We start from the raw sequence: 13,884 nt of genomic DNA, 5'->3' as shown, positions 1-13,884 counted from the left end.
GCAGCGAAAATCGACTGGATTATATATAGTGTAGCTGTAATTGGGGGAATGATGCAAAGCAAAGGTAAATACAAGGTCGTTCTGTCAAAAAAGAGACTTACGTTCTCGGTGCCCTCAACCCATGACACTATTCGGATCAGTAGAAGACAGGGAAGCTTCGCGTCTGCTTGTGAAGTATGGAAGGAGCAGAATGCCAACCATCAATAGAATGAATGCGATGAAATATGGCGAGACCCCCATACGTAATTGCCCGGCAGCGATTGGACCGATGAAGGAACCAATCGAGGTGGCGATGGATTGCAGCGAGAAAATACGGCCGAGCTTGCTTCCTCCGCTTAAACGGATGAACAGGGTAGCCATGGCTGGGAAGGTAATTCCTTTGGACATCCCCAGCACAAACAGTACACCCGCCAGTGGGATCTGCGGAAAGGCTGCGAGCGTGAAGAAGCAGAGGGACATCAGCAGCACGCCTGCAGTTAAACGCAGTTTGGGCGAATAGCGATTAAGAAACAGCATGCTCAGGGTGAGAAGGGCCCCAACACTAATGACGGAAAACAATAAACCGGTAGACATCATGGACGAGTGTCCTCCGCCCCGCAGTGGCAATTCAAAAAACAGAATGCCCTGGGCACAAGCAATGACAAGTGGCAGCGCGAAGTATCGCCAGGAGACCGGAATAAATGTGCTTGAGCTCCCGCCAAGGTTAGAAGGCTTGGGTGGAACAGTCTCCTTCTCACGCTGTACATCAACAAGCCCTTTCGGCATGGATAACCAGGCAATCATTCCTGACAAAATGAGCAGATAACCAAGACTCGCAAAGGTAGCGGAAAATCCCAAAGCACCAACAATCAGGGCCCCTGCTGCAGGGGATACGACCGACGCCAGCGTATGTACGACACCATGTCCCGACATATATTTGCCCTGCGTGACGGGGTTGGTCGACAGCTGTGCAAGCAGAGCGAGACAGGCCGGAGACAGAAAAGCGAGCACAAATCCACTGATGGAGCGAAGTGCAAGCAGCTGCCAGGGGGTGTGAATATGGGCTTGCAGCAGTAAAATGATGCCGGCCCCGAGCAGACTGAACACAATATAACGCCGACTGCCGTGTTTATCGATTTGTGTGCCGGCAATCAAATTACCAGGAAGATGTGTCAAGGAGTAGATGCCCATCATCCACCCGATGAAGGTGGGAGCAGCCCCGAGCGAAATCGCAAAGGGGGTCAGGATGGGATACTGGGCGTGCAGATCAAAAACAGCAAGAAACAAAAATAGATAGAGCCAGATGGCCGTTTTCACAAAAGCCCCTCCTTGTTAAACGATGCATGTTCATGCCAGGTCGTCAAATGGTTTTCCCGTTCTTCATGCAAAACCTCATGGTACTACTTGTACGTTCAACGGGACGAACTTAGACCTTTATTTTTACAAGGGAGTGCTTAGCTGACAGCGGGTTCGGAAATCATGTATAATATTCGGGAAGTGTGATTTCTTAACTCTAATACGGAAGGTGTAATCATGAACATAGAAGTAATCAAAGAGTTTGTGATGCAGAACTGGCTGGTGATCGTCGTTGCGCTGATCATTTTGTTCTTTGTTCTGAATGTGGTCAAAACCGTATTGAAATGGGCGATTGCCATCATCATTATTGCGGCTCTGTTGATATACAGCGGCATCTCCATCGATCAGATCAAACAGACGGTATCAGAAGTACAGACCAGTACGATGGACACATTGAAAAAGGAAGCGACCAACATGATGGTGAAGGAGGCCTCCAAGGCAACTTACACCAAAGGACAGGATGGACAATTTACCATTACGAGTCCCAATGTGGAAATTAAGGGTACAGCCGGGTCGAACAAGGTCAATGTGACCTTCCGAGGTATTTCACTGGGTGAATGGAATCTCGACAATGAAACGATACGGACTTTTGTCGATCAGGCCAAAGGAAATATAACAGCACCAGCTTCTTAGAAAAGGGGGAATGGATACGTGCTGCAGAGTTGGCTGGACAGCCTGAAGGAGTTCAATGGCATCACGATTATGCTGTTATTGATTGTGGCTGCTTCATTGCTGCAGGGATGGTCCAGAGGGGCTTCGCGTTCCGCAGGTAGACTTTTTGGATTCCTGATGGATGGCATTATGGCTGTCATTGGCATTCTGTTGTCCATCGGATTGACACTTTGGCTTGCGCCGTACGTGCAGCAGTGGTTGTCTGCACATGCTTCGGCCATGCCGAATCGGGATCTGAACCGATGGGAACAGATGTATTATACGTTGGTTACGGCGATTGCCGATTTTCCGCTGATGCGGTTTGCCGTGTTGTTTGTGCTTAGCTATGGATTTATTCGTTTGATTCTTGGCTTGTTCTCTTCCCTCTTTTTTAGAAGGAGATATCACTCATCAGAACAAGAGAGCAGTCCCAAAGGCATAATTAGCCGTTTTATGGGTGCCGTAATAGGTACAGTCATTGGTTCGGTCCGCGGGATGATTGTCATTGCCGTTCTTTTCATGATTGTCAGCCTGTATCCCGGAAGCACGTTCAGCCGGTATGTAGAGGCTTCGCCGATCTATATGCAGGGGGCCAAATCCGTGATCGAACCGTTATCCGGTAATCTGATCAAGGACAAGCTGCCAGTATTTACCCAAGCGGTACAGAAGGAACTGGGCGGAATTTTGCAGCGCAAATATGAAGTCATTGACCACAATATTCCGGCTGATATCGAATCTGCGGCAAGTGAGATTGTGAAGGGTCAAGCGACGGATGAAGCGAAAGCACGAGCCCTGTATGATTGGGTCGGTTCCCGCATTCAATATGATTACGGCAAAGTGGATGATTATGAGCAAAAAGGCATATGGCACGAACAGACACCGCAAAACACGTTTGATACCCGAAAAGGGGTATGCATTGATTACGCCCGTCTGTATGCGGTCATGGCTCGTTCACAAGGACTGAATGTTAAGGTCGTGACAGGCCTAGGATATAACGGACAGGGCGGATATGGCCCACATGCATGGAATGAAATTTATTTGAGTGATTCCCAGAGCTGGATTCCGCTTGACCCGACATGGGCAGTGAGTGGTGACTGGTTCAATCCTCCGAACTTTGCCGATACCCATCTGAAAGATCAGACAGCATAACATTACACCGGACAGGGTTCCGGAATATGACGACGTTGCCAGGTTATCATGCCGCGGCTAGACTGCTAAGTGCGGTATGCATCAAGTCATGAAAGAGGTAGGATGAATGAACAACCATTCAAAAGAGAAGGATGAACTTACAGACAAAAGGCGTTTCAGTTACCGGATGAATGTATTTTTCTTCGCTTCCTTTGTTATTTTTAGCGTAATTATTGTACGGCTGGCATTTTTGCAATTCGTGGAAGGGCCTGAACTCAGTCAAGAGGAGGCCAGCAACATTACCAAGGATGTGCCGCTCGCTCCGGTGAGAGGAACCATCTATGATTCGACCGGTGAGGTGAAGCTGGCGTATTCCAAGCCGATTCAGTCTCTATATCTGACATTATACAAAAACTACGGTGATGTGAACGGACAACCAAGTCCAAACTTCCCGGAAGCTCAGGATATTGCAACCCGACTGCATGATGTGTTTGAACAGTACAAAACCAAGGAGTCGGAGTCCCTTACCGTTGATCAGATCATTGAAGCGATGGACCTGAATTCCCGCAAGGCGAATGGCTTCATGCCACGTCTCATCAAGAGCGATCTGTCCGAGGAAGAAGTGGCTTATTTCCTGCAGCACAAGGATGAATTCACAGGGATTCAGATTGTCGAGGAAAGTGTGCGTTACTATGATCCGGACACCGTGGCTGTTCAAACGATCGGATATTTGAAAAAATTCAAAAGTTCCAAAACACTGGATAAATACCAAGAGGTTGATGAAGCGAACAAAACGCAAACCGACCCTGGTCTGGTGTATACGGAAAACGAGTTTGTCGGGTTCGACGGACTTGAGCTGCAATACCAGGACATTCTGCGTGGTAAAAGTGGTTATAACTCCGTGGACGTGGATTTGCGGAATTTGCCTGAAGGTGTGGCTGGTTCCACTCCACCTGAGAAGGGGTATGACCTGATTACGAGCATTAACAAAAACGTTCAGGTGAAGACGGAGCAGGCAATTCTGGATCAACTGAGCTGGCTGCATACACATCCGGTTTCCGGGAAGCTGCATCCCAATGCCAAAACAGGTTTTGCCGTTGCGATGGAAGTGGATACAGGCAAAATCGTATCGATCGCCAGTATGCCGGACTATGATACGAATATCTGGAGAACAGGGAGTATTACCAACGATCAGTACGATGACATCAAGTACGTATACCAAAATGGTACCATTCGTTCCTTTCCTCCGGATGATTCCAAAAAGCGTGCTGAATCGGTTGTTTTGCTTGGTTCCACGATCAAACCGCTCAGTGTATTGATCGGGTTGAAGGAAGGCTTCTTTACAACGAACACGGTCTATTCGGACAGAGGTTCAACGACGTTCGGTGGAGATAACCGCAGAGTACAGAACTCATCGGGACATGTCTATGGTCTGATGCGTCCGCATGACGCGATCCGTCACTCTTCCAACGTGTTCATGATTGACGAAATCGGTAAGAAATTATACTCCCAATATGGTGCCAAAGGGATCGATAAATGGGACGAGTACATGAAGCAGTTTGGCCTTGGCGTTTCCACCGGAATCGATTTGCCAAACGAATGGCTTGGATACAGAGAATATACCAATGAACTGGAAAGTTCCCTGACTCGTCTCGTGTATGCTTCCTTTGGTCAACAGGGGAAATATACAGCCATGCAGCTTGCTCAATATACAACGATGCTGGCAAACAAGGGCAAACGGATGCAGCCGCAATTGGTTAGTGAGATTCGTGATTCCGAGGGTAATGTTGTTGAGAAAATGAAACCGAAAGTTTTGAGCACGGTTGACTTCAATGACGCATATTGGAATGAGGTTCAACGAGGCATGGCCACAGAGGTTACTGCATTTAGCGGTTTCCCGTATGACTTTGCCAGAAAAACAGGTACTTCAACACAGGTAGTCGGCGGAAAGTTAGTGGATAACGGGGTATTTATTGCTTACGCTCCACGCAACAATCCGAAGCTGGCTGTAGCTGTGGTCATCCCGGAAGGGGGCTTCGGTTCGAACAGTGCTGCCCCTGTTGCACGTGCGATCTTTGATGCCTATGACGAGGAGTTCGGTCTCGACGGTGTTCCGAAAAAAGATAAAACCGAAGAAACAGATACACAATAAAACCAGTCACTCCAAAAACAAGGTAGGGAATATGCATGTCATGATCTTGTGAAGTGGCATTGAGAGTAAATCTATTCGGCGTCCATTCCAGGAAGTTAATTCCGGGAGAGGACGTCTATTTTTTTGAAATAGTTTACGATATAAAATAAAAATATGCGACGAGAGGATAAAAATGGTAGAATAGTCCTTGCTTATCATAGATATATGAGAAAAGACGGCTAATAACGGCTGAGATGCCGGTCCAGCATTTGATACAATTGCAGGATGGTCTTGCCTCTGAAATCAATAGCTTATGGTACCTGATCTGGGTTTATATACATACAGAGTTCTGGGGGCGAATAATGAGAACGTTTTTTGGAGTGCTTTTTATAATTATAGCGGTACCAATTTTACTTCTATTTTTAGCTTTGTTGACCCGAGTACAGAAAGGTTATGATCTGTTTATCGTTATAACAGTCTTCCTTTTACCGGGGATTATACTGATATGGGCTGGCATTAAGAACCTCAATGGTAGGCCTAAGATATTGTATTCCGTTCCTCCTTATCGTCCAGACAATCATGTTGGAAACGATGGAGGGAGCGACCATCTACATCAGTCGGATTGGGGAATTAGACCTAACGTTTTCCGACAGAACATCAACGTAATTAATGGTCATCGAGACCAGCAGGTTGGAATTAATTTAGACCATGATTTTAATACATACAACAATAGTTCACCTGAGAATGAACACAGGCAGGAACCACAACGTCCCAAGGGTCCTGTGTCAGTTGAATGTTCCGGGTGCGGAGCAAAGGTCAAGGTTCAAGGCACGATGTCTGCTGACTGCGAATATTGTGGCACGACTGTTCAAATTTCGTAACTCAGAAGGGGAATTTCAATGAGGAAAATGTTAGCTAGCATCCTTTTTCTATTATCATGTTTGCCCGTTTATTCTCTCTCTGTTCATACAGCCCTGGAGGGAGGTTGGGAAATCCCAGTTGCTATTTTCTTTCATTTTATACCAGCAACTGCTTTGTTATATGTTGTATTTAGATTGTTCAAGGGCTATCCGTTATTTGATCGAGGACAGCGTTCCGGTTCTACAAACCACAAGTCTAGTGAGGGCCATGCCTTATGGGCAGACGAGAGAGCGTGGCAGCAGGAGAAAGAACAAGGGGAGGCTGAGCAAAAGGGAGAGAAGAAGCTGCAGATTTCTTGTTCTGGTTGTGGTGCAAAGATACAGGTTTCCCTTCATTCCACATCCCCATGTGAATTTTGTGGAACTATGGTACATGCTTAGTGATTGGGGCAAGAGACAAAGTAGAGAACAATAGAATTTGTAATCGGCGATTTTTTCCTTGAATTCAATTGAGGAAGGGGTCGCCGATTTTATTTTACATTTTGATGATGAATGCAGTTGGTCCCGAAAGGAATTCTATTTTTAAAAAATTCAGAAAGTAAATATGGTAATCATATGTAAATCGCTATTGTCACTTTTATATGTTAAAGGTGACTCATGTTTACGAAAGTGTAACCAAAATTAGGAAGACGTGTTAATCATCCTTTGATAAACTTATATTAGGAGATTTTTTGCTGTGAGTTAATTCAAAATGTTACCAATTATTTGATATAGAACGGAGACGCCTACACATGTTTAAGCGATGGAGGAGCAAGAAAGCATCCGATGAAGATACAGCTGTCAACAAGCCGTCTGCGGCAAGAATGAACATGTTCTTTTTCGCTGCATTTGTCATTTTCAGTATTTTAATTTTTCGATTGGCTTTTGTGCAGTTTGTTGAGGGACCCGAGTTAACGTACATGGAAACGAGTCGGAATACGAAAGACATTCCTCTTGCACCTGTTCGTGGACCGATCTATGATGAAACCGGGAAAGTTGCATTAGCGTACTCCGAGCCTGTGCAGTCTCTATATGTATTGTTGTATGAGGACTACAGTAACGGTTCCCGACAAGAAGAAGTTCAAAAGCTGGCAGATGAGTTGGCTGCCGTCTTCAAGGAGTTTAACACTGGTGACAAGGAACAGCCGGATGCAGAGGAAATTATGAAACGCCTCGATCTGGATTATCAAAAGGCACACGGGTATACACCAAGATTGGTGAAGTCCGATCTGAATACGAAAGAAATTGCTTATTTCATGGAAAAAAAGGCTGATTATCCAGGAGCAATGGTGCTGGAAGAAAATATAAGAAAATACGATCCTGACAGGGTTGCTGTTCAGGTCATTGGCTACACAAGAGAGTTCAAGGGTCAACAGAAGTTGGATAAGTATAGAGAAATAAGTGAGTCGCTGGCAACGGAACGTGACCCGGGGCTGCGCTATTCTCAACAAGAAATGGTTGGAGTTGACGGATTGGAATTTCAATATCAGGAAGAACTCCGTGGACGTAGTGGCTACCAATCCATTGATATTAACGCAAGGAATCTGCCGGAAGGGACCATGATACAAACTCCACCTGAAAAAGGATACAGCCTGGTATCAACGATTAACAAGGAAATCCAACTGGCAGCTCAGCAGGCTATTACAGATGAACTGCGCAAACTGCCCAAAGCCATTACCGGGTATGCGGTTGCCATGGAAGTGGATACAGGCAATGTAGTAGCGATGGCGAGTATGCCAGACTACGACCCGAATGAATGGGATTATGATAAAATCAAGTACGTTTTCCGTAATGGGACGATTGCCTCCTTCCCGCCAAATGATTCCAAGCCCAGCCATGCAGAGTCAGTTGTTCTGCTAGGTTCCGTCATCAAACCTCTTAGTGTACTTATTGGTTTGAAAGAGGGCCTGTTTACAGCAGGAGAGACCTATCCCGACCAGGGATATGCCATTCTGGGGAAAGACGGGCGACAGGTGAGAAACTCCCACTCTGCCTATAATGGTAATATCACTGCAAGACGCGCCATAGAGAAGTCTTCCAATGCTTTTATGATTGATATGGTGGGTAAACGGTTGCTGAATAAATACGGCTCGGACGAAGGAATCCGCGTCTGGGACGAAAACATGAAAGATTTCGGCTTGGGTGTCTCCACAGGTGTGGATCTGCCAGGGGAGTACCTCGGCACACTTGAATATAAAGATAAAGATGAATCCGCATTGACACGTCTGGCGTTTGCCTCGTTTGGTCAACAAGCGAAGTACACTACACTTCAGCTCGCACAATATACTACGATGCTTGCCAATAAGGGCAAACGAATGGAACCTCATCTGGTGAAGGAGATTCGTGACGCGGAGGGTAACGTGGTTAAGAAGATCAAACCTAAAGTATTAAACGAAGTGGATTTTGCGGATGCATACTGGAATGAAGTGCACCGCGGCATGGTCACCAAAGTAAGCTCGTTTGACGGCTTCCCTTATGACTATGCTCGTAAAACAGGTACGTCCGAGCAAGGGACAGGACCGAATAAGAAGGAGAACGGTGTGTTTATCGCATTTGCACCACGTGAGAATCCGAAACTGGCCATCGCGGTAGTGGTACCGGAAGGTGGCTTCGGGTCCGTCAGTGCGTCTCCGATTGCACGCAAAATTTTTGATGCATACGATGAAGTGTACGGTCTGGACGGAACTCCAAAAGGGAAAAAGGGTCAGGAGAAAGACAAAGAGTAAAACAAGATTTTTGAGGAGAGATACCCAAATAAGTGAGTTTAACTAACTCAAGTGTAGTTTTGGTTACTTCATACCATCGTCCTTCAAACAGCCAATGAAACGGATGAACTACGGAACTGGACAGGCAAGGGAAATTATCCCTTGCCTTTTTATTTTGCATCGGCTAAAATTTGCACAAGGGAAACATTATTAGTCGTGTATAAATTTTAATACCTTGTACAACAAAATTAGTTATGGACAATTATTTTAGGTGAGGGAAAGGGGAGACTTGATTTGTTGATGGTGAAGATGAGGAGTATTCAGAGAGGGTTCATGACGCTTACGGCAATGGTTTTGGTTGTTGTATTGACAGCTTGCTCCAGTTCGGCAGAAACGGGGAGCACTGAAGGGAAGATGCAGGTTACAGCAACCACAGGCATGATTGCAGATGTAGCACGTGAGATCGGAGGGGAATATGTTGACGTTACCGGGCTAATGGGTCCAGGCGTAGACCCTCACTTGTACAAGGCATCGCAAGGGGATATCCGCAAGCTGGAGCAAGCCAGCGTTATTTTCTATAACGGGCTGCATCTGGAGGGCAAGATGACTGACATCCTGGAGAAAATGTCCAAGAGCAAAACGGTAACGGCAGTAACAGTGGGCATTCCAGTAGAGGAATTACATTCGGGTCAGGAAACTGGCGGCACGGAATATGATCCACACGTTTGGTTTGACGTAAGCCACTGGATGCATGCAGCAGAAGCCGTGCGTGACACACTCATGGAAGCTGATCCGGATCATGCCGAGGCATACAAAACCCAGGCAGAAGCGTATTTGGCCAAACTTGAGGAACTAGACAATGAAGTGCGGGAGAAAATCCAGGAGATCCCTGAATCGAGCCGGGTACTGGTTACAGCCCATGATGCTTTCGGATATTTTGGAGATGCTTACGGCATGAAAGTGATGGGACTTCAGGGAATCAGTACAGCAGCCGAGTATGGAGCAAAGGATGTCAGCGAGCTGCGCGATTATCTTGTGGATAACAATATCAAGGCCGTCTTTGTAGAATCGAGTGTGCCGGCTAAAGCGATGGAAGCAATTATTGCCGGAGCCGCCGAAAAAGGACATACGGTCACCATTGGCGGCGAATTGTTCTCGGATGCCATGGGTGCTGAAGGGACCGAAGAAGGTACGTATATTGGCATGATCCGCCACAATACCGAGACGATTGTAGAAGCTTTGAAGTGATGAACCATATCGAGAGAGGAGTGGAAACAGCATGAGCGACACATCTTTATCACAAAAAATTCCTACATCTATAAATCCTAAACACTTGCAGGGAACACAGCCTACATCGGCTCCTCTTAGTGTTCAGGATCTGGCAGTGGCCTATCATAAAAAACCTGTGCTCAGCGGGGTATCCTTTGATATACCCGAAGGCCAGCTGATTGGCATTCTCGGTCCGAATGGGGCCGGGAAGTCTACCCTGATCAAAGCTGTGCTGGGACTGGTGCCGAAGATGCACGGTGAGGTACGGATTTTTGGTCAATCTTACCGTGAGCAGAGGCGCCGGATCGGATATGTACCCCAACGGGAATCGGTAGATTGGGATTTTCCAACCCACGCACTGGACGTAGTTATGATGGGACGGTACGGTCATCTGGGCTGGTTCCGTCGTCCAGGCAAAAAGGAACGGGATCTGGCTGCACACTGCCTGGAGCAAGTTGGAATGGGCGAATACATGCACCGCCAGATCAGCCAGCTGTCCGGTGGACAGCAGCAGCGAGTCTTTTTGGCCCGCGCACTGGTCCAGGATGCAGACTTGTACTTTATGGATGAGCCGTTTGCAGGAGTGGATGCCACAACGGAAAAAGCCATCATTTCCCTTTTGGAACAGTTGAAAAAGCAAGGAAAGACGGTACTCGTTGTTCATCATGATCTCGCGACGGTGGAAGAATATTTTGACCATGTGCTGCTGCTCAACGGGCGACTGGTTGCCGGCGGTCCGACGAGCGAAGTATTTGTCCCGGATCTATTGCAGGAAACGTACGGGGGCCGGATTGCGATGATCGGAAGCCGGACGGAGAAAGGCCAGGTGTAATGATGGGGAACTGGATCCTTTCCATTCTGTCTGATCCCAACACACGCTGGATTTTGCTGGGCTGTTTGCTGCTTGGGTTCAGCAGTGGAATCATTGGCTCGTTTACATTTTTGCGCCGCCAAAGTTTAATGGGCGACACTTTGGCGCATGCGGCATTGCCGGGGATTTGTATCGCATTTATGTTGACGGAAACGAAATCGGTAGGACTCTTCCTGTTTGGTGCACTCGTTGCAGGAATCATCGCTACCTTCGGTATATCGTGGATTACACGCTATTCACGCATTAAGCAGGACGCAGCAATGGGAATTGTGCTAACTGTATTTTTCGGCATTGGCGTAGTCATGCTGACCCGCATCCAGCATGGAGCCAGCGGGAGCCAGAGCGGGCTGGATAAATATTTGTTTGGTCAGGCGGCATCCATGGTGATGACGGATGTATATGTCATGGGCGGTGTCTGTCTGGTATTGCTCATTGCCTGTCTGGTGTGGTTTAAGGAATTCAAGCTGGTGAGCTTCGATCCGGGATTTGCACGGGGTATGGGTCTGCCTGTTGCGGTGCTTGAACAGTTGATTCTGCTGCTGACGGTCATTGCTGTTGTCGCCGGAATTCAGGCGGTCGGAGTCGTTCTGGTCGCTGCCCTGCTCGTGACTCCCGCGGCCGCAGCGCGCTGCTGGACCGATTCGCTTGCACTTATGGTGCTGCTCGCAGGCATATTCGGTGCACTGAGTGGTGCGACAGGTACCATCTTCAGTACACTTGTACCTAATCTGCCGACAGGACCCGTAACAGTACTTGCGGCTACGGTATTGTTTGCCGGATCAGCGTTGCTGGCACCACGTCGTGGATTGCTGGCTCGCCGTTTACGAAGTATGCAGGCAAAATCGGCTTATCTTAGAGAAGAGCGTGCTACGCTTCAGACACTTTCCGCCCAAGGCACACAGCAGGAACGAGGTGAGATGTAATGGCGACATTTTGGATTATATTAACGGCAGTCCTGGTTTCATCCGCATGTGCCATTCTCGGCTGTTTCCTCATCCTGCGGCGGATGGCACTGGTCGGGGACGCGATCAGCCATGCCGTACTTCCCGGGATTGCGATTGCTTTTCTGTGGAGTGGTTCCAGAGATTCGTTGTGGATGCTGCTCGGGGCAACGGTGTTTGGTCTGTTAACTGTGTTCTTCATCCAGAGTTTGCAGGCCGGGGGGCTCTCTTCCGATGCTTCCATTGGCATTGTGTTCACGGCACTGTTTGCCATTGGCGTTATTCTGATCAGTCTCAATGCCCAGCATATTGATCTGGATCTGGACTGTGTGCTGTTTGGCGAGATTGCTTACGTGCAGTGGGATACATTAACGCTTGGGGGCACCGATGTGGGGCCGAGGGCGGTTTGGATGCTCGGTATCACGCTGCTGGTTATCCTGATTGTGATCGGACTGTTCTATAAACAGTTCAAGCTCTGTGCCTTCGATCCTGCACTGGCAGCTGCCTGTGGTATTCCGGTCGTATTGTTCCATTACCTGCTCATGGGGCTCGTTTCCATGACGTCCGTTGCTTCTTTTGAAAGTGTAGGATCTATACTCGTGGTAGGCATGTTGATTGTTCCTGCAGCGACAGCTTACCTGCTCACGGATCGTTTGGGTAAAATGATTCTGTACAGTGTACTGGTAGGTGCAGCTTCCTCGGTGGGAGGTTACATCATGGCCTACGCGCTGGATGCCTCCATTGCGGGCTGTATGGTGGCGGCAGCTGGGATTCTGTTTGTTCTGGCACTGCTTTTGTCTCCGAAGCATGGTATTATATTCCGTTACGCTCGTCGCAAATTGGCTGCACGTTAATGGATCGCAAAAACCGTCTGCATTGCGCAGACGGTTTTTGACTTTTATTTTTATATCCATATGGAGAAGGATTTCATTGATTATGCCATACAGAAGGAGTGTATTTATTCTTAACTCCCTTTATATCGATATTTTGTTGCATATGGATGATCTGTGGTAAAATGTCGTTAGCTGTGACGTCCGGAGCGTCCGCCTCCCGCGGATACCGGGCGGTCTTTTTGTGAGAATATGTTGAATAGAGAAAAAGAGATGTATATCCAAGAGTTAAACTTGGAGAGAGAACCGAGGAGGAATACTGCATGAGTGAACTTAAATACAAATTGCTGGCACTGGATATGGATGGGACATTGCTCAACGATAATCATGAAATCACCCAGGAAACCGCCAAGTGGATTCAGATTGCCATTCGTCGTGGGGTACATGTGTGCTTGTCCACGGGAAGAGCCGTGTTCCATGCGATGCCGTATGCGGTACAGCTTGGTCTGGAAACGCCGATGGTTACGGTGAATGGCAGTGAAGTCTGGAAAGCTCCGCATGACCTGCACATTCGCCATCTGATGGACCCTGCTCTGATCCGTACGATGCAGGAGATTGGCGAAAAATATAACAGCTGGTACTGGGCTTACTCCGTGGAAGAACTGTTTAACCGTGAACGTTGGACAGACAATATTGAAGGTCTGGAGTGGCTGAAATTCGGTTTTAATACCGAAGTGGCTGAAGTTCGTCACCAGATCATGATGGAGCTGCAGCAGCTGGGAGGTCTTCAAATGACGAATTCCTCACCTGTCAATATTGAGATTAATCCGGCTGGCATTTCAAAAGCGAGTGGTGTCGCTGAAGTCTGCAAGCTGCTGGGAATAGAGATGTCTGAAGTTGTTGCTGTCGGGGACAGCCTGAATGATCTGGCCGTCATTGAAGCGGTAGGTCTGGGCGTTGCCATGGGTAATGCACAGGAACAGGTGAAGGAAGCGGCTGACCTGATTGTGGCGAGCAACAATGAGGATGGAATTGTGGAAGTCATTCGTGAACACATTTTGAAGGGGGAATAACCTTTGCTTGCAACCGTTGGCTGGATTTTAATTGTGCTTTTGTTTGCGGTG

The 13,884-nt window shown here is 47.6% G+C and carries 11 protein-coding genes; 10 read left to right on the top strand and 1 reads right to left on the bottom strand.

Going from position 1 to position 13,884, the window contains the following annotated elements:
- Window positions 1–114: 114 nt before the first annotated feature.
- A complete protein-coding gene (locus AAIH57_RS23985) occupies window positions 115–1,296 on the bottom strand; it encodes an MFS transporter (RefSeq protein ID WP_175399211.1) in 1,182 nt (393 codons plus the stop codon).
- A 216-nt stretch (window positions 1,297–1,512) separates the two neighbouring features.
- Between AAIH57_RS23985 and AAIH57_RS23980 the strand changes: the two genes are divergently transcribed.
- The 10 genes from AAIH57_RS23980 (at window position 1,513) to AAIH57_RS23935 (ending at window position 13,833) form a co-directional block, all read left to right on the top strand.
- Window positions 1,513–1,968, top strand: coding sequence for an ATPase (locus AAIH57_RS23980; protein WP_175399212.1), 456 nt, complete (start codon window positions 1,513–1,515; stop codon window positions 1,966–1,968).
- 18 nt (window positions 1,969–1,986) lie between these two features.
- Window positions 1,987–3,135, top strand: coding sequence for a transglutaminase domain-containing protein (locus AAIH57_RS23975; RefSeq protein WP_430023246.1), 1,149 nt, complete (start codon window positions 1,987–1,989; stop codon window positions 3,133–3,135).
- Window positions 3,136–3,241: 106 nt separating this feature from the next.
- Entirely contained in the window at window positions 3,242–5,266 is a 2,025-nt protein-coding gene (locus AAIH57_RS23970) for a peptidoglycan D,D-transpeptidase FtsI family protein (RefSeq protein ID WP_430023245.1), read from the top strand.
- 878 nt (window positions 5,267–6,144) lie between these two features.
- Window positions 6,145–6,546 carry a hypothetical protein gene (locus AAIH57_RS23965; protein WP_430023244.1) on the top strand — a complete coding sequence of 134 codons (402 nt, stop codon included), beginning with the start codon at window positions 6,145–6,147 and terminating at the stop codon, window positions 6,544–6,546.
- Between the two features lie 350 nt (window positions 6,547–6,896).
- Entirely contained in the window at window positions 6,897–8,870 is a 1,974-nt protein-coding gene (locus AAIH57_RS23960) for a peptidoglycan D,D-transpeptidase FtsI family protein (RefSeq protein ID WP_430023243.1), read from the top strand.
- A gap of 279 nt (window positions 8,871–9,149) precedes the next feature.
- Window positions 9,150–10,097, top strand: a complete 948-nt coding sequence (locus AAIH57_RS23955; RefSeq protein ID WP_430023282.1) for a metal ABC transporter solute-binding protein, Zn/Mn family — start codon at window positions 9,150–9,152, stop codon at window positions 10,095–10,097.
- Window positions 10,098–10,128: 31 nt separating this feature from the next.
- Entirely contained in the window at window positions 10,129–10,950 is an 822-nt protein-coding gene (locus tag AAIH57_RS23950; RefSeq protein ID WP_246311138.1) for a metal ABC transporter ATP-binding protein, read from the top strand.
- 2 nt (window positions 10,951–10,952) lie between these two features.
- A complete protein-coding gene (locus AAIH57_RS23945; RefSeq protein ID WP_175399290.1) occupies window positions 10,953–11,912 on the top strand; it encodes a metal ABC transporter permease in 960 nt (319 codons plus the stop codon).
- Window positions 11,912–12,784: a metal ABC transporter permease gene (locus AAIH57_RS23940; RefSeq protein ID WP_430023242.1), complete on the top strand. Its 873-nt coding sequence runs from the start codon at window positions 11,912–11,914 to the stop codon at window positions 12,782–12,784. Before AAIH57_RS23945 ends, AAIH57_RS23940 begins: the two co-directional genes overlap by 1 nt.
- A 299-nt stretch (window positions 12,785–13,083) precedes the next feature.
- The gene (locus AAIH57_RS23935) at window positions 13,084–13,833 is read left to right on the top strand and encodes a Cof-type HAD-IIB family hydrolase (protein WP_430023241.1); all 750 of its coding nucleotides are present in this window, start codon (window positions 13,084–13,086) and stop codon (window positions 13,831–13,833) included.
- Window positions 13,834–13,884: the final 51 nt, after the last annotated feature.

Origin of the sequence: Paenibacillus sp. MABNR03 (assembly GCF_050455445.1) — a bacterium.
Lineage (GTDB): Bacteria > Bacillota > Bacilli > Paenibacillales > Paenibacillaceae > Paenibacillus > Paenibacillus xylanilyticus.
Note: the sequence above shows the minus strand (reverse complement) of the source record. Positions and strands in the feature narration are given on the sequence as shown.

Bases quoted from the DNA above. Each gene is read 5' to 3' on its own strand.
- AAIH57_RS23980 (WP_175399212.1), top strand. From the start codon at position 1,513: ATGAACATAGAAGTAATCAAAGAGTTTGTGATGCAGAACTGGCTGGTG.
- AAIH57_RS23970 (WP_430023245.1), top strand. From the start codon at position 3,242: ATGAACAACCATTCAAAAGAGAAGGATGAACTTACAGACAAAAGGCGT.
- AAIH57_RS23965 (WP_430023244.1), top strand. From the start codon at position 6,145: ATGAGGAAAATGTTAGCTAGCATCCTTTTTCTATTATCATGTTTGCCC.
- AAIH57_RS23960 (WP_430023243.1), top strand. From the start codon at position 6,897: ATGTTTAAGCGATGGAGGAGCAAGAAAGCATCCGATGAAGATACAGCT.
- AAIH57_RS23955 (WP_430023282.1), top strand. From the start codon at position 9,150: ATGGTGAAGATGAGGAGTATTCAGAGAGGGTTCATGACGCTTACGGCA.
- AAIH57_RS23950 (WP_246311138.1), top strand. From the start codon at position 10,129: ATGAGCGACACATCTTTATCACAAAAAATTCCTACATCTATAAATCCT.
- AAIH57_RS23945 (WP_175399290.1), top strand. From the start codon at position 10,953: ATGGGGAACTGGATCCTTTCCATTCTGTCTGATCCCAACACACGCTGG.
- AAIH57_RS23940 (WP_430023242.1), top strand. From the start codon at position 11,912: ATGGCGACATTTTGGATTATATTAACGGCAGTCCTGGTTTCATCCGCA.
- AAIH57_RS23935 (WP_430023241.1), top strand. From the start codon at position 13,084: ATGAGTGAACTTAAATACAAATTGCTGGCACTGGATATGGATGGGACA.